This window comes from [Empedobacter] haloabium, from assembly GCA_008011715.2.
In the GTDB taxonomy this organism is placed as follows: domain Bacteria; phylum Pseudomonadota; class Gammaproteobacteria; order Burkholderiales; family Burkholderiaceae_D; genus Rugamonas; species Rugamonas haloabia.
Genome location: CP136508.1, coordinates 4,093,133 through 4,107,730 on the forward strand (window position 1 = coordinate 4,093,133; position 14,598 = coordinate 4,107,730).

General features: G+C 66.5%; 16 protein-coding genes. 9 read left to right on the forward strand and 7 right to left on the reverse strand.

The features are described from left to right. Positions 1-137 precede the first annotated feature (137 nt). From E7V67_017825 to E7V67_017840, 4 genes are all read right to left on the reverse strand, one after another. Entirely contained in the window at positions 138-1,397 is a 1,260-nt protein-coding gene (locus E7V67_017825; GenBank protein ID WUR11552.1) for a DEAD/DEAH box helicase, read from the reverse strand. A 94-nt stretch (positions 1,398-1,491) separates the two neighbouring features. Continuing rightward, entirely contained in the window at positions 1,492-2,175 is a 684-nt protein-coding gene (locus tag E7V67_017830; protein ID WUR11553.1) for a type 1 glutamine amidotransferase domain-containing protein, read from the reverse strand. Positions 2,176-2,263: 88 nt separating this feature from the next. Beyond that, the gene (locus E7V67_017835) at positions 2,264-2,863 is read right to left on the reverse strand and encodes a TetR/AcrR family transcriptional regulator (protein ID WUR11554.1); all 600 of its coding nucleotides are present in this window, start codon (positions 2,861-2,863) and stop codon (positions 2,264-2,266) included. Positions 2,864-2,908: 45 nt separating this feature from the next. After that, positions 2,909-4,075, reverse strand: coding sequence for a mandelate racemase/muconate lactonizing enzyme family protein (locus E7V67_017840; GenBank protein WUR11555.1), 1,167 nt, complete (start codon positions 4,073-4,075; stop codon positions 2,909-2,911). Positions 4,076-4,159: 84 nt separating this feature from the next. On the opposite strand from E7V67_017840, the gene E7V67_017845 reads away from it, so the two are divergent. Then, positions 4,160-5,077: a LysR family transcriptional regulator gene (locus E7V67_017845; protein ID WUR11556.1), complete on the forward strand. Its 918-nt coding sequence runs from the start codon at positions 4,160-4,162 to the stop codon at positions 5,075-5,077. Here the strand turns inward: E7V67_017845 and E7V67_017850 are convergent. After that, positions 5,043-5,429 carry a VOC family protein gene (locus E7V67_017850; GenBank protein ID WUR11557.1) on the reverse strand — a complete coding sequence of 129 codons (387 nt, stop codon included), beginning with the start codon at positions 5,427-5,429 and terminating at the stop codon, positions 5,043-5,045. The two genes, E7V67_017845 and E7V67_017850, sit on opposite strands and share 35 nt — an antisense overlap. 106 nt (positions 5,430-5,535) lie before the next feature. Here E7V67_017850 and E7V67_017855 point away from each other — a divergent pair, with 106 nt between their 5' ends. Further along, on the forward strand, positions 5,536-5,778 hold the full coding sequence (locus tag E7V67_017855) for a hypothetical protein (protein ID WUR11558.1): 243 nt from the start codon (positions 5,536-5,538) through the stop codon (positions 5,776-5,778). A gap of 45 nt (positions 5,779-5,823) precedes the next feature. Here the strand turns inward: E7V67_017855 and E7V67_017860 are convergent, their stop codons facing one another. Together E7V67_017860 and E7V67_017865 are read right to left on the reverse strand one after the other, a co-directional pair. Next, positions 5,824-7,014 carry a TIGR04552 family protein gene (locus E7V67_017860; GenBank protein ID WUR11559.1) on the reverse strand — a complete coding sequence of 397 codons (1,191 nt, stop codon included), beginning with the start codon at positions 7,012-7,014 and terminating at the stop codon, positions 5,824-5,826. A 197-nt stretch (positions 7,015-7,211) separates the two neighbouring features. Next, positions 7,212-7,838 (reverse strand): LysE family translocator, encoded by a 627-nt coding sequence (locus tag E7V67_017865; GenBank protein WUR11560.1) that lies wholly within the window; start codon positions 7,836-7,838, stop codon positions 7,212-7,214. 59 nt (positions 7,839-7,897) lie between these two features. Here E7V67_017865 and E7V67_017870 point away from each other — a divergent pair, with 59 nt between their 5' ends. From E7V67_017870 to prmB, 7 genes are all read left to right on the forward strand, one after another. Next, complete coding sequence (locus E7V67_017870) at positions 7,898-8,623, forward strand: Mut7-C RNAse domain-containing protein (GenBank protein WUR16308.1); 726 nt, start codon at positions 7,898-7,900, stop codon at positions 8,621-8,623. A gap of 53 nt (positions 8,624-8,676) precedes the next feature. Further along, positions 8,677-9,894 (forward strand): succinyldiaminopimelate transaminase, encoded by a 1,218-nt coding sequence (dapC, locus tag E7V67_017875; GenBank protein ID WUR11561.1) that lies wholly within the window; start codon positions 8,677-8,679, stop codon positions 9,892-9,894. Between the two features lie 13 nt (positions 9,895-9,907). Beyond that, positions 9,908-10,735, forward strand: a complete 828-nt coding sequence (gene dapD / locus E7V67_017880; GenBank protein ID WUR11562.1) for a 2,3,4,5-tetrahydropyridine-2,6-dicarboxylate N-succinyltransferase — start codon at positions 9,908-9,910, stop codon at positions 10,733-10,735. Between the two features lie 150 nt (positions 10,736-10,885). Beyond that, complete coding sequence (locus tag E7V67_017885; GenBank protein ID WUR11563.1) at positions 10,886-12,049, forward strand: PilT/PilU family type 4a pilus ATPase; 1,164 nt, start codon at positions 10,886-10,888, stop codon at positions 12,047-12,049. 97 nt (positions 12,050-12,146) lie between these two features. After that, on the forward strand, positions 12,147-12,506 hold the full coding sequence (locus E7V67_017890) for an ArsC family reductase (protein ID WUR11564.1): 360 nt from the start codon (positions 12,147-12,149) through the stop codon (positions 12,504-12,506). A gap of 7 nt (positions 12,507-12,513) precedes the next feature. Continuing rightward, a complete protein-coding gene (dapE, locus tag E7V67_017895; GenBank protein WUR11565.1) occupies positions 12,514-13,650 on the forward strand; it encodes a succinyl-diaminopimelate desuccinylase in 1,137 nt (378 codons plus the stop codon). A 22-nt stretch (positions 13,651-13,672) separates the two neighbouring features. After that, the gene (prmB, locus tag E7V67_017900) at positions 13,673-14,560 is read left to right on the forward strand and encodes a 50S ribosomal protein L3 N(5)-glutamine methyltransferase (protein ID WUR11566.1); all 888 of its coding nucleotides are present in this window, start codon (positions 13,673-13,675) and stop codon (positions 14,558-14,560) included. The last annotated feature ends 38 nt before the right edge of the window (positions 14,561-14,598 follow it).

The window sequence follows — 14,598 nt, forward strand, 5'->3', positions numbered from 1 at the left end:
CAGACCCGGCGGGTCTGACCCCGGTTTTGGGCCTGGGGTTGAGGGATACGCCTGCGGCCCAGTGAGTCTTACATCCTTAACTTGGCGGCATCAGGGACTGACCCCGAGGTTCAGTGCAATACGAGCGAACTTCAGGGTCAGTCCCCGGTGGGGACAGACCCTTTGGCGGCTTCGCGCAACTTGTCCTTCTTGCTTTTGCGCTTGCCCTTGATGCCGCCGTTGACCGTGTCGGTCGCGGCGCTGACCGGTGCGGGCGCCGTTTCGACTGGCTCGAAACCGGCCAGCGTTTCACGCGGCACGCGCACGCCCTGGCGTTTCTCGATCAGGCGGAAATGCTGCTCCGTCTCCGCGCTGACGAAGCTGACGGCCGTGCCGCTGGCGCCGGCGCGGCCGGTGCGGCCGATGCGGTGCGTGTAGTCGGCCGGCGAGCGCGGCAAATCGAAATTGACCACCACCGGCAACTGGGCGATGTCGATACCGCGCGCGGCGACGTCGGTGGCGACCAGCACGTGCAGCCGCCCGGCGCGGAAGTCCGCCAGCACTTCGGTACGGGCGCCCTGGCTGAAGTCGCCGTGGAAGGCCTCGGCGGCGATGCCGTTGCGGCGCAGCTTGTCCGCCACGTGTTCGGACGCGTATTTCGTCGCGACGAACACCAGCACCTGGCGCCAGCCATGCTGCTTGATCAGGGTCTTCAGCAACTGCAGGCGGCGCAGCGGGTCGACCGCAAAGGCGCGCTGTGCGATGTCCGGCGTGGCGCCCGCATCGGCCTGCACGTCCACCCGCACCGGGTCACGCAGCAGGCCCGTTGCCAGCGCCTGCACGGCGGGCGGGAAGGTCGCGGAGAAGAACAGGTTCTGGCGCTTTGCCGGCAACAGCGCCAGGATGCGCGCAATCTCGTCGGCAAAGCCCATGTCCAGCAGCTTGTCCGCTTCGTCCAGCACCAGCGTGGACGTGTGATCGAGCTTGATCGCGTTGTGCTCCACCAGGTCGAGCAGGCGGCCCGGCGTGGCGACGAGGATGTCGGTGCCGCCGCGCAGCGCCATCATCTGCGGATTGATCGACACGCCGCCAAAGGCGATCGTCACCTTGATCGTGGACGGCAGGTGCTGTACCAGCGCGCGGATCGCCTCGCCCACCTGGGCCGCCAGCTCGCGCGTGGGCACCAGCACGAGGCCGTGCAGGCCGCGCCGCGTGCCCTGGCGCGCCAGCAGCGCCTGCAGCATCGGCAGCGCGAACGCCGCCGTCTTGCCGGAGCCGGTCTGCGCCGCGCCCAGCACGTCGCGGCCCGCCAGCGCGGCCGGCACGGCCGCTGCCTGCACCGGCGTGGGGGTCTGGTAGCCGATGGCGGCGATGGCGTCGAGGAGGGAAGGCGCGAGGCCCAGGGAACTGAATGACATGTCTTGCTCTTTGCGGTCGATCGATAGGGCCGCAGTATAAAGCACCGGGCGCACCCAGCCGTGAATAGGGCCGGATGCGCGGTGGCGGCTACCGTCAGGCCGCGCGCAGTTGCGCCATCAGCGCGGTGGCCGCATCCGCCGATGAAGCGGGATTCTGGCCCGTGATCAGCAGGCCGTCGCGCACCACGTAGGAGCCCCAGTCGGCGCCGCGGGTGAACTTGCCGCCCTTCGCTTTCAGCTCGTCTTCGACCAGGAATGGCACGATGTCCGTCAGCTGCACCGCCGCTTCCTCGCTGTTGGTGAAGCCCGTCACCTGCTTGCCTTCCACCAGCGGGCGGCCGTCGGCAGCGCGCACGTGGCGCAGCACGCCCGGCGCATGGCACACCAGCGCGACCGGCTTGTTGGCGGCGATGAAGGACTCGATCAGCGCGATCGAATGGCGGTCTTCCGCCAGGTCCCACAGCGGGCCGTGGCCGCCCGGGTAGAACACCGTGTCGAAGTCGGCCTGCGATACGCTGTCCAGGCGCACCGTGGCTGCCAATTGCGCCTGGGCGTCCGTGTCCGCCTTGAACCGGCGCGTGGCTTCCGTCTGCGCATCCGCCTCGTCGCTTTTCGGGTCCAGCGGTGGCTGGCCGCCCTTGGGCGACGCCAGCACGATCTGTGCGCCGGCATCCTTGAAGGCGTAATACGGTGCAGCCAGTTCCTCCAGCCAGAAGCCGGTCTTGCGGCCCGTGTCGCCCAGCTGGTCGTGCGAGGTCAGAACGATCAGTACTTTCATGGTGATTCTCCTTTGGTGGTTTGTCAGTTTCAGTAAAGCGCCCAGTAGACCGGTCGTCTAGTTCCAGGGCAAAAAAAACCGCATGCCTTCATGCGGCCAGATGCAATAACTGGCGGGTGGTCGCCAACGCCGTTTCGAACGGCTGCGTGCTGCGACCGATCTTGACCAGGATGCTGGCGCCCAGCCACAACTGGTACAGCGACTGCGCAAGCGCCGTGGCGTCGCCGTCGATCGCCAGTGAGCCCTCCTCCACCCCGGCGGCAATGGCCGCCGACAACCGCGCGACGATGCCATCGGTGCCGTCTCGCAGCACGGTGCGCATGGCTTCGGACAGGTCGGCCACCTCGGCGCCCAGCTTGACGGCCAGGCACTTGCCCTGGCAGTCCTGGAACGATTGCGCCGACTGCCAGGCCTCGAAATACGCCATCACCCGCTGCGCCATCGTCCGGCCAGGCGCCGCCATGGTGCGGTCGATTTCGGCCAGGTAGTCGTCGAAGTAAGCCTGCAGCATGGCTTCGCCGAACGCGTCCTTCGAGCCGAAGTAGTGATAGAAAGAGCCCTTCGGTACGCCGGCCGCCGTCAGGATCTCGGTCAGGCCGACCGCCGAATAGCCCTTCCCCGCCATGATGCGCTGGCCCGTGGCGAGAATGTGCGTGCGGACGTCGGAAGCGGTGGTGGCGGTGTTCATGGACCGGACTTTAGCGCAAATTAGACCGGTCGTCTAGAACAATTTTCACACCGCCAGTTCGCGCATCCGCTCGTACAGGTTGGCCTTGCCTTCGAAGCCGATGCCCGGCAGCTCCGGCATCGTGATGTAGCCGTGCTCCACCTGCACGCCGTCCGGGAAGCCGCCGAACGGCTGGAACAGGTCCGGGTAGCTCTCGTTGCCGCCCAGGCCCAGGCCCGCCGCGATATTGAGCGACATCTGGTGGCCACCGTGCGGAATGCAGCGGGTGCGCGACCAGCCGTGCTGCTCCAGCATGTCCAGGGTGCGCAGGTACTCCACCAGGCCGTAGCTCAGGGCGCAGTCGAACTGCAGCCAGTCGCGGTCCGGCCGCATGCCGCCGTAGCGGATCAGGTTGCGCGCATCCTGCATCGAGAACAGGTTCTCCCCCGTCGCCATCGGGTTGGTGTAATAGCTGCGCAAGGTGGCCTGCAGCTCGAAGTCGAGTGGGTCGCCCGCTTCCTCGTACCAGAACAGGTCGTATTGCGACAGCGCCTTGGCGTAGGCGATGGCGGTATCGAGGTCGAAGCGGCCGTTGGCGTCCACCGCCAGCTTCTGGCCGTCCTGCAGCACCGACAGCACGGCGTCGATGCGGCGCAGGTCCTCGTCCAGCGAGGCGCCGCCGATCTTCTTCTTCACCACCGTGTAGCCGCGGTCGATGTAGCTGCGCATCTCGTCCTTCAACGCGTCATGGCTCTGGCCCGGGTAGTAGTAGCCGCCGGCCGCGTAGACGAACACCTTGCGTTGCGGCGTGCCGCTGCCGTAACGCTCGGCCAGCAGCTGGTACAGCGGCTTGCCGGCGATTTTCGCGGTGGCGTCCCAGATCGCCATGTCGATGGTGCCGATCGCCACGGAGCGCTCGCCGTGGCCGCCCGGCTTCTCGTTGGTGTACATGCAGTCCCAGATGCGATGCGGATCGAGGTTGCTGCCGTCGTCCGTGACCAGCGTGGCCGGATCGGCGGCCAGGATGCGCGGGATGAAGCGCTCGCGCATCAGCATGCCCTGCCCATAGCGGCCGTTCGAGTTGAAACCGTAGCCGACCACCGGCTTGCCGTCGCGGACGACGTCCGTGACGACGGCCACGAGGCTCAAGGTCATCTTCGAGAAATCGATGTAGGCGTTGCGGATGGGGGAACTGATGGGGAACGTGCGTTCCCGGATGTCGACGATCTTCATGGCTTCTCCTGATGGGATGGCGCCAGTCTACCCTTGCGCCGCACCGCTATAATTCACTTCCACTCAATCCATTCTTCAGTAAAAGTGAAAAGCGACCTGGAGTTCTTCGCGCTGCTGGCCAAGCTGGGCAGCCTGTCGGCCGCCGCCCGCGAGATGGGCGTGACGCCGCCGGCCGCCACGCGCCGCCTGATGCAGATGGAAAGCCGGCTGGGCGTGCGCCTGGCCAACCGCAGCACGCGCCGCGTCAGCCTGACCAGCGAGGGTGAGCTGTACCTGGCGCAGGCCACGCAGATCCTGGCCGACATCCGCGCACTGGAGGAATCGGTCAGCAGCCGACGGGTCGAGCCGAAGGGGCTGTTGCGCGTCAACGCCACGCTGGGCTTCGGGCGCACGACGATCGCCCCGCTGGTGTCGCGCTTCGCCCGCACCTGGCCCGAGGTGGAGGTGCAATTGCAGCTGACCGACCGTCCCGTCAACCTGGTGGAGGACGCATACGACCTGGCGATCCGCTTCGGCGAGCTGCCCGATACGCGCCTGACGGCGCGGCGCATCATCAGCAACCGCCGCTTCCTGTGCGCGGCGCCCGCCTATCTGAAGAAGCACGGCGCGCCGGCCGTGCCGGCGGACCTGGCGCGGCACGTGTGCATCCTGCACCGGCAGAACGACGAGGCGTTCGCCACCTGGCGCCTGGCCAAGGGGCGCAAGGCGGAAACGGTGAAAGTGCGAGGGCGACTGTCGTCGAACGACGGCGACGTCGTGCTGGGCTGGGCGCTGGACGGCCATGGCATCCTGCCCCGCTCCGAATGGGACGCGGCAAAATACCTGGACAGCGGACGCCTGCAGGTGGTGCTGCCGGACTACGCGCTGCCGGCCGCCGACCTGTATGCCTACTACCCCAGCCGGGCGCACCAGAGCGCCAAGGTGCGCGCCTTCATCGACTTTCTCGTCGCCGAACTGGCGGCGCCGGCTACATCCCCACGTCGCCGTACGGCCCCGCGATGACGACGACGTAGCCTTCCGGGTCGCGCAGCCAGATTTCCCGGTGCTGCGCGTTGCGGTTCTCGTGCGGCTCCTCCAGCACGGTCGCTTCGATACTGGCGGCGCGCTCCACCGCGTCGTCGAAATCGTCGGTCCAGAACCACAGCAAGGCGCCGTTGCCGACCGGCTGGTCCGGCTTGCCCAGGTGGGCGTGGTGGTGCGCGTCCCAGCGGTGCAGTTGCAGGATCATGTGGCCCTCGAACATCAATTGCTCGTAATCGGGGCCGCCATGGCCGCTCTTGCAGCCAAGGACAGTCTGGTACCAGCGGCTCGACGCTTCGACGTCGCTGACGGCGATCAGGGGTTGCGCTTGCATGGGCTTTCCTCCGTGGTCAGTCTGGGAAGCGCCAGCATAGCACCGTGGCGCTCAGCCGCGGCGCAGCGGCAACCACTGGACGACGCCCCACAGCGCTTCCGGCACGATGAAGAGCCACAGCAGCGGCGTGTCCGCGGCGGCCAGCGCCCAGGCCATCCACGCGGCGCTGCGCGCGGCACTGGCGGCCAAGCTGGAAGAGATCGACCGCCGTATCGACGGCCTGGCGGCGCTGCGCGGTGAATTGGCGCGGCGGCTGCATGAGCTGCCGGCCGAGTGGCCGCTGGCGCCGGGCGATCAGGCGGCCAGCAGCTTGCGTCCTGCCGGTTGGCGCCCTTCGGTGTCCGCATGAACGTAGATCATGCGTGCCGGCACGGACCGGTGGTTCCGAGCGAGATCAGGCGCCGGCACGCGACGCCGACTCCGCTGCCGGGCTGGAACGCGCCACGATCCAGTCGCTTAGTTCCCGCCCGAACACCCGCAGGCGCGCCGTCTCGACCTGGCGGCGCTTGTAGGCCTCATGGCTGGAAGGCCCCGTCATGCTGCGCTGGTGGCTGTCCTTGTCCATCAGCTGCACTTCATAGTCGAAGAAGAAGCCCACGTCATAATGCTGGCCCGCCGTTTCGGGCACGCCTTGCTCGGCCTGCAGGTGGATCATCTTGCGCACCGTGACCTGGATGCTGCTGAAATCCTCGCCGCTGTGCGGATTGTCGGCGCGCGTCAGGCGCCTGGCGACGGCCTGCAGTTCCGCGTCCATCTTCTGCAGCAATTCGGCCGGATAATCGTGGCTGCGCTCCAGCATGGGACGGTATTTCACGAAGATCTCCTTGGCCGCCTCCAGGTCGAGCAAGGTGTTGCGGGTGCGGTTGGGCTCGATATTGGTGATGGACAGGATGTGCGCGCGCTGCAGGGTCTCCAGCGCCAGCAGGCATTCGAAGCGGGTGTTGAAGACGAGGCGCACGCCCAGGTGGTCGTAGATGTCCTGGGCCAGGTAGGCCGGCTTTTGCAGCAGCTTGAGCAGGATGCTGTTGCGGCCCTTGTTGCGCTTGCGTTCCAGGTGGTGCAGCGGCAGGCACAGTTCGCCGTCGGACAGGAAGAAATGCCCCTCGTCGTCCTCATGGATCACCTCGTCGAGCGTGGCGAATACCTGCTCGCGGATCGTATTGAAGTGGCGCAGCTCGAGGTTGTTGTCGATATAGAAAATCGCGTGCATTACCTTGAGGATGGCGCAGGACCACATGCGCAGCTCGCTGTTTTGCTGGCCGTGATGAGAGGCATGCACCAGCAGCTCGACCGGGTCGCCGGGCACGTGGACCTCGCGCGGGATCAGCCGTTCCTGGCCCGGCTGCAGGAAAGTGCCGACGATGAAATCGACCGCTTCGCGGTGGCAGGCGCGGATGATGTCGCGCGCGGCGGGCTGATCCAGGTCATAACCGTATTCGCGCACGAATTCGCGCGCGTCGTGCAGGTTGCGCAGGGCGAGCGCCCCCAGGTCGATCGCCGAGCGACCGCTGGCCATTGCCCCCAGATAGCCCCAGTTTAACGAGAACTTGCGCTTGCTCTCGAGCGTGGGCCGAAATTCGCTCATGTCTCCTGCCTGATAACTCCGTCCCGGTAAGTATCTGACTGTTCAGTATTGAGATCAATCAATATCTGATGCTCTTTGGAGAATATCCAACGGTCTCGTCGGGCAGGCAGCGCAGGTGTAGCAAATTCGGAACAGCCTCGCCATTGCCCATCATGCAATCGGAGGCTGTCCCCGATTTTCGATGTCTCGATGGGGGATCAGCGCGCCCAGATCAGACGCAGGCCCAGGCCGATGAACACGACGCCGGCGCCCCGGTCCAGCCACGGCCCCGCCTTCGGATGCCGCTGCAGCCAGGCGCCGATGGCGCCGGAGAACCAGCCCAGCAGGCCGAACAGCACGGCCGCCTGCAGGGTGAAGACAAGGCCAAGCTGCGCCAGCTGCAGCGCCGCGCTGCCATTGGCGGGCAGCACGAACTGCGGCAGGAACGACAGGAAGAACAGGATCACCTTCGGGTTGATGGCGTTGGCGAAGCAGCCTTTCAGGAACAGCCGCGCCAGCGACTGCTCCTCGTCGCCGGCCGTGCCGATGCGGGCGGCGCCCGAGCTGCGCACGGCGTGCCAGCCCAGCCAGACCAGGTACAGGCCCCCGCCCACTTGCAGCACCGTCAGCGCGACGGGCGACGCGGCCACCAGCGCGCTGACGCCGACGACCGCCAGCAGGGTATGGCTGAGGCAACCGAACGCGCAACCCAGCCCGAACGCAATGCCCTGGCGACGCCCGCGCGACATGCCCATGCCCAGTACCATCAGGTTGTCCGGGCCGGGCGAGGCGGTGATCAGGATGGCGGCCAGCAGGAAGGCGGCGAGTTGGGCAAGGGTCAACATGGTATGAACGCAAAGTGCGCAAGTATATAGGCGGGCGCCGGCTGCGCTACACTGCCGCCATGGTCACCGCCACCTTCCGCTTCGACACCACCCTGGACACCTTCCTGCCGCGCGAGCGGCGCGGCCACACGTTCGCCGTGCCGTGCGCCCGCGCCGCCACCGTCAAGCACATGGTGGAGGCGCTGGGCGTGCCGCACACGGAAGTCGGACCTGTCACGCTCGACGGCCGCCCCGCCCCGCTGGACGAGCTGCTGGCCGATGGCGCCAGCGTCCACGTGACGGCAGTCGCGCCGCTCGTGCTGGCAAGCGCCGACGCCCGCTTCGTCGCCGATGCCCACCTCGGCGGCCTGGCGCGCTTCCTGCGCATGGCCGGCTTCGACACAATCTACGACAATGCCATCGACGACGCGGCCGTGGAGGCGGGCGCGCGCGACGACGGCCGCGTCGCCCTGACGCGCGACCGCGAGCTGCTCAAGCGCCGCGGCGTGCTGCGCGGCGCCTACGTGCGCGCGCTCAAGCCCGAGCACCAGTTGCAGGAGGTATTCCTGCGCTTCGGCCTGGCCGCCAGCATGCGCCCGTTCACGCTGTGCCTGACCTGCAACGCGCCACTGCGCACCGTGGCGAAGGCCCAGGTCGAAGCGCAACTGCCGCCCTCGGTGCGCGCCAGCCACGCACACTTCCTCACCTGTGACGTTTGCCGGGGCGTGTTCTGGCAAGGCTCGCACTGGCGCCGCATGCGCGCGCTGCTGGACGGCGTGGCGGCGCCGACGCCGTCGGCGTGTTGACGCTATAATCTTCGGTTCCGACCCATGCTTACCGAATTGCCGACTGGTCCAACGTGAATCCACTTCTCGACAAGCTGCAACCCTACCCGTTCGAAAAACTGCGCCAGCTGTTTGCCGGCGTCACGCCCAATCCGGCGCTGCGTCCCATCAGCCTGGGCATCGGCGAACCGAAACACCCGACGCCGCAATTCATCCGCCAGGCCCTGGCCGACAACCTGTCCGGGCTGGCGAACTACCCCAGCACGGTCGGCTCGGAAGCGCTGCGCGGCACCATCGCCAATTGGCTGGAACGCCGCTACGACCTGCCGGCGCTGGACCCGGCCACGCAGGTACTGCCGGTGAACGGCTCGCGCGAGGCGCTGTTCGCGTTCGCCCAGGCCGTGATCGATCCCAGCGTGGCGCACACGCCGCTGGTAGTGTGCCCGAACCCGTTCTACCAGATCTACGAAGGCGCGGCCTACCTGGCCGGCGCCGAGCCCTACTTCGTCAATTCCGACCCGGCGCGCAACTTCGCGCCCGACTTCGACACGGTGCCGGACGAGGTCTGGAAAAAAGTCCAGCTGCTCTACATCTGCAGCCCGGGCAATCCGACCGGGGCCGTGCTGACGTTGACGGACTGGGAGCACCTGTTCGCGCTGTCCGAGCGCTACGGCTTCGTCATCGCGGCCGACGAGTGCTATTCCGAGATCTACCACGGCGACGAGCCGCCGCTGGGCGCCCTGCAGGCGGCGCATACGCTGGGCCTGTCCAGCGTCGAGCGGCCGTATGCGCGGCTGGTGGTGTTCTCCAGCCTGTCCAAGCGCTCCAACGTGCCCGGCATGCGCTCCGGTTTCGTCGCTGGCGACGCCGAAGTGCTGAAAAAATTCCTGCTGTACCGCACCTACCACGGCGGCGCCATGAGCCCTGCCGTGCAGGCAGCCTCGATCGCCGCATGGAACGACGAGGCCCATGTGGCGGACAACCGCACGCAGTACCGCGCCAAGTTCACCGTCGTCACGCCGCTGTTGCAGACGGTACTGGACGTGGCGCTGCCGGACGCCGGCTTCTACCTGTGGGCCGACGTCAGCCGCACCGGGCTGACGGACGAGGAGTTTGCCCGCAGGCTGTACGAGCAATACAATGTCACGGTCCTGCCGGGCAGCTACCTGGCGCGCGACGCCCACGGCAGCAACCCGGGCCGCAACCGTATCCGCATGGCGCTGGTGGCCGAGACGGCCGAAGGCCTCGAGGCCGCGCAGCGCATCGTCCAATTCTGCAACACCCTGACCTAAGCAAAGCACAATCATGACTCAACAACTGCAGCAAATCATCGAACAGGCCTGGGACAACCGCGCCGAGATCAACCCGGGCAACGGCAGCGCCGAACTGCGCGACGCCGTCTCGCACGTGCTCGCGGGCCTGGACAACGGCACCCTGCGCGTGGCCCAGAAGGACACCGGCACCTGGGTCGTCAACCAGTGGATCAAGAAGGCCGTGCTGCTGTCGTTCCGCCTGGAGAACAACGTGGTGCTGCCATCGGACGGCACGATGCAGTTCTACGACAAGGTGCCGACCAAGTTCGCCAACTACACCGCCGAAGACTTCGCCAAGGGCGGCTTCCGCGTGGTGCCGCCGGCCGTGGCACGCCGCGGCTCCTTCATCGGCAAGAACGTCGTGCTGATGCCGTCCTACGTCAACATCGGCGCCTACGTCGACGAAGGCGCGATGGTCGATACGTGGGCGACGGTCGGTTCGTGCGCGCAGATCGGCAAGAACGTGCACCTGTCCGGCGGCGTGGGCATCGGCGGGGTGCTGGAGCCGATGCAGGCCAACCCGACCATCATCGAGGACAACTGCTTCATCGGCGCCCGTTCCGAGATCGTCGAAGGCGTCATCGTCGAGGAAAACTCCGTCATCTCGATGGGCGTGTACATCGGCCAGTCGACCAAGATCTACGACCGCAGCACCGGCGAAGTGACGTACGGCCGCGTGCCTGCGGGCTCCGTCGTCGTTTCCGGCTCGCTGCCTTCCGAGGACGGCAAGTACAGCCTGTACTGCGCGGTGATCGTCAAGCGCGTCGATGCGAAAACACGCGCCAAGACCGGCGTCAACGAGCTGCTGCGCGGCGTCTGAGTTAGCGCCTGATGCATTGGGGACTGTCCCTTCAGGGACTGTCCCCGAAGTTCGCGGCGTTTCGACAGCACGAACAGCACTTCAGGGTCAGTCCCCATGCGGGGACAGACCCGGACTCCCGGTTTTCACCACTGACAAAAAACAACGCCCATGATCGACCGCCTGTTCCAGCTGATGAAGGAGAAGAACGCGTCGGACATGTTCTTCGCGGTGAATTCGCCCGTCCACATCAAGATCAACGGCAACCTGATCCCCATCAACCAGCACAAGCTGGAGCCCGAGAACATCACCGCCCTGCTGGCCGAAATCTGCTCGCCCGAGCAGATGGCGGAGCTGGAACGCAGCAATGAACTGAACATGGGCGTGTCGGTGCCGAACCTGGGGCGCTTCCGCCTGTCGGCCTTCCGCCAGCGCGGCAGTATCTCCGCCGTGTTCCGCTTCGTACCCGCCAATATCCCCGCGCTGGGCGAACTGGGCCTGCCGCCCGTGCTGGCGGAACTGATCATGGAAAAGCGCGGCCTGCTGCTGCTGGTGGGTTCCACCGGCTCGGGCAAGTCGACCACCATCGCGTCGATGCTGGACCACCGCAACGAACTGCGCTCCGGCCATATCCTGACCCTGGAAGACCCGATCGAGTACCTGTTCAAGAACCGCAAATCGATCGTCAACCAGCGCGAGATCGGCAGCGACGCCAAGGATTTCGAGACGGCGCTGCGCAACTCACTGCGCCAGGCCCCCGACTGCATCCTGATCGGCGAGATCCGCGACCGCGAAACGATGGCCGCCGCGCTGGCGTACGCGCAGTCCGGCCACCTGGTGCTGGCCACGCTGCACGCCAACAACAGCTACAACGCGCTCAATCGCATCATCAGCTTCTACCCCATCGAGAACCGTCCCGCGCTGCTGCAGGACCTGTCCTCGACGATCAAGGCGATCGTCTCGCAACGCCTGATCCGCTCCAGCGGCGGCGGCACGCGCACGCCGGCCGTCGAGGTGATGGTCAACACGCGCTACGTCTCGGACCTGATCGAGAAAGGCGACATCGGCCAGATCAAGGAAGCGCTGGAAAACAGCCTGTCGCCCGGCTCGCAGTCGTTCGAGCAGGCGTTGTACCGCCTGGTCCAGGAAGGCAAGATCACGCAGGACGAAGCGCTGGCGAATGCCGATTCGGCCACCAACCTGCTGTGGCTCCTGAATAACGGGCCGGATTCGAAGCAGGCGCAGGCCACGCCCCCGGCGCAGCCGGAGGCCAGCAGCAGCAACGGCACCAACACGCCAGGCGCGTCGTTTACCGAATTCACGCTGGACCAGTAGCGCGGCAGCGGCAGGCATGGGCCCGCAGCACGCTATAATTGCACCCCTTATTTTCCGAACACCCCCGGCGCCCGGCGGCGCGCCCTTCCGAACATCCATGATTACTCTCTACGGCCTGTCTCTTATCCCCAACTGCGACACCGTCAAGAAAGCCCGCACCTGGCTGGCGGACCGGCAGCAGGACTTCACCTTCCACGACTTCAAGAAGCAGGGCCTGGACGCCGCCACCGTGCAGGACTGGCTGGCGCACGTGGACTGGGAAGTGCTCGTCAATAAAAAGGGCACCACCTGGCGCGGCCTGCCGGACGAGCGCAAGGCCGCCGTCGTGGATGCCGCCAGCGCCAGCGCGCTGATGCTGGAATTCCCGTCCGTGATCAAGCGCCCGGTGCTGCGCACCCCGGACAGCTGCCAGGTCGGCTTCAAGCCGGAACAGTACCAACAGATCTTCAACCTCTAAGTTCGCCATGACCGACTCCCGTACCCTCGCGCTGACCGAAAAACTTCTCCAGCGTTCTTCCGTCACGCCGGAGGACAAAGGCTGCCAGCAGCAGCTGATCCATGCGCTGGAACCGCTGGGCTTCCAATGCGAGACCATCGTTTCCGGCGACGTGACGAACCTGTGGGCCCGCCGCGGCACCGAACAGCCCGTGCTGGTGTTCGCCGGCCACACCGACGTGGTGCCGACCGGCCCTGTCGAGCAGTGGGCCTCGGAGCCCTTCTTCCCGACCATCCGCGACGGCAAGCTGTATGGCCGCGGCGCAGCCGACATGAAGACCTCGATCGCGGCATTTGTCGTCGCCTGCGAGGAGTTCGTCGCCGCCCATCCCGACCACAAGGGCTCGATCGCCTTCCTGATCACCAGCGACGAGGAAGGCCCGGCCACCGACGGCACCGTGGTCGTCTGCAACAAGCTGAAAGAACGCGGCGAGCAGCTGGACTACTGCATCGTCGGCGAGCCGACGTCGGACAAGACTCTGGGCGACATCATCAAGAACGGCCGCCGCGGCTCGCTGTCCGGCTGCCTGACGATCAAGGGCGTGCAGGGCCATATCGCCTATCCACAGCTGGCGAAGAATCCGATCCACCTGGCCGCGCCGGCGCTGGCCGACCTGGTGGCCGAGGTGTGGGACGAAGGCAATGAATACTACCTGCCCACCTCCTGGCAGATGTCCAACGTGAAGGCCGGCACCGGCGCCAACAACGTGATCCCGGGCGAGATGGTCATCGACTTCAACTTCCGCTTCTCCACCGCCAGCACGGCCGACAGCCTGAAGCAGCGCGTGCACGCGATCCTGGACCGCCACGGCCTGACGTACGACCTGAAATGGACCTTGTCCGGCCTGCCCTTCCTGACCCCGCGCGGCACGCTGTCCACGGCGCTGTGCGAGGCGATCAAGGCGGAGACGGGCGTGGAGACGGAGCTGTCGACCACGGGCGGTACCTCGGACGGGCGCTTTATCGCGCAGATCTGCCCCCAGGTGATAGAATTCGGCCCGCCCAACGCCAGCATCCACAAGATCGACGAGCACATCGAAGTGCGCTTCATCGATCCGCTGAAGAACATCTACCGCCGCACGCTGGAAAACCTGCTGCTCGGCTGACGCCGCACCCTACGAGACCACCATGGATACGACCCTGTTTACCACGCCGCGCGACCTGCTACGCTACGCCACCACCCGCTTCAATACCGAACAGCTGTTCTTCGGCCACGGCAGCGCCGAGGCGTTCGACGAGGCGGCCTACCTGGTGCTGCACACCCTGAAGCTGCCGCTGGACAAGCTGGAGCCGTTCCTGGACGCGCGCCTGCTGCCGGAGGAAGTGCAGCGCGTGCTGGCCGTGATCGAGCGCCGCGCCACCGACCGCATCCCGGCCGCCTACATCACCAACGAAGCCTGGCTGGGTACCTACAGCTTCTACGTGGACGAGCGCACCATCGTGCCGCGCTCCTTCATCGCCGAGCTGATTCCCGAGTACTTCGCGCCGTGGGTGAACAACCCGGAAGGCATCGAGAACGTGCTGGAGCTGTGCACGGGCTCCGGCTGCCTGGCCATCATGATGGCGGACGCGTTCCCGGACGCGCAGGTCGACGCGGTGGACATCTCGGCCGATGCGCTGGCCGTCGCCCAGCGCAACGTGGACACCTACAAGCTGCAGGGCCGCGTCAACCTGATCCAGTCGGACCTGTACCAGAACGTGCCGGCGAAGAAATACGACCTGATCGTCACCAATCCGCCGTACGTGAATTCCGGTTCGATGGCGCGCCTGCCCAAGGAATACCTGCACGAGCCGCAGATTGCGCTGGACGGCGGTGCCGACGGCATGGACCTGGTGCGCAGGATCGTCGCCGGCGCGGCCGAGCGCCTGACCGACGATGGCCTGTTGATCGTGGAGATCGGCAACGAGAAGGAATTCGCGGAAGCGGCCTTCGGCCACCTGGGCCTGACCTGGCTGACCACCAGCCAGGGCGACGACATGGTGTTCCTGCTGACCGCCGACCAGCTCAAGCTGTAACGACCCACCTGCCCTGGCCGAGGCCAGGGCGACAGTAT

Excerpts from the sequence above, each read along its gene's own strand:
- E7V67_017865 (WUR11560.1), bottom strand. The coding sequence starts at position 7,838 with ATGTTGACCCTTGCCCAACTCGCCGCCTTCCTGCTGGCCGCCATCCTG.
- E7V67_017855 (WUR11558.1), top strand. The coding sequence starts at position 5,536 with ATGAAGAGCCACAGCAGCGGCGTGTCCGCGGCGGCCAGCGCCCAGGCC.
- dapE (WUR11565.1), top strand. The coding sequence starts at position 12,514 with ATGACCGACTCCCGTACCCTCGCGCTGACCGAAAAACTTCTCCAGCGT.
- E7V67_017840 (WUR11555.1), bottom strand. The coding sequence starts at position 4,075 with ATGAAGATCGTCGACATCCGGGAACGCACGTTCCCCATCAGTTCCCCC.
- E7V67_017830 (WUR11553.1), bottom strand. The coding sequence starts at position 2,175 with ATGAAAGTACTGATCGTTCTGACCTCGCACGACCAGCTGGGCGACACG.
- prmB (WUR11566.1), top strand. The coding sequence starts at position 13,673 with ATGGATACGACCCTGTTTACCACGCCGCGCGACCTGCTACGCTACGCC.
- E7V67_017870 (WUR16308.1), top strand. The coding sequence starts at position 7,898 with ATGGTCACCGCCACCTTCCGCTTCGACACCACCCTGGACACCTTCCTG.
- E7V67_017835 (WUR11554.1), bottom strand. The coding sequence starts at position 2,863 with ATGAACACCGCCACCACCGCTTCCGACGTCCGCACGCACATTCTCGCC.
- E7V67_017885 (WUR11563.1), top strand. The coding sequence starts at position 10,886 with ATGATCGACCGCCTGTTCCAGCTGATGAAGGAGAAGAACGCGTCGGAC.
- E7V67_017825 (WUR11552.1), bottom strand. The coding sequence starts at position 1,397 with ATGTCATTCAGTTCCCTGGGCCTCGCGCCTTCCCTCCTCGACGCCATC.
- E7V67_017850 (WUR11557.1), bottom strand. The coding sequence starts at position 5,429 with ATGCAAGCGCAACCCCTGATCGCCGTCAGCGACGTCGAAGCGTCGAGC.
- E7V67_017890 (WUR11564.1), top strand. The coding sequence starts at position 12,147 with ATGATTACTCTCTACGGCCTGTCTCTTATCCCCAACTGCGACACCGTC.
- E7V67_017860 (WUR11559.1), bottom strand. The coding sequence starts at position 7,014 with ATGAGCGAATTTCGGCCCACGCTCGAGAGCAAGCGCAAGTTCTCGTTA.
- dapD (WUR11562.1), top strand. The coding sequence starts at position 9,908 with ATGACTCAACAACTGCAGCAAATCATCGAACAGGCCTGGGACAACCGC.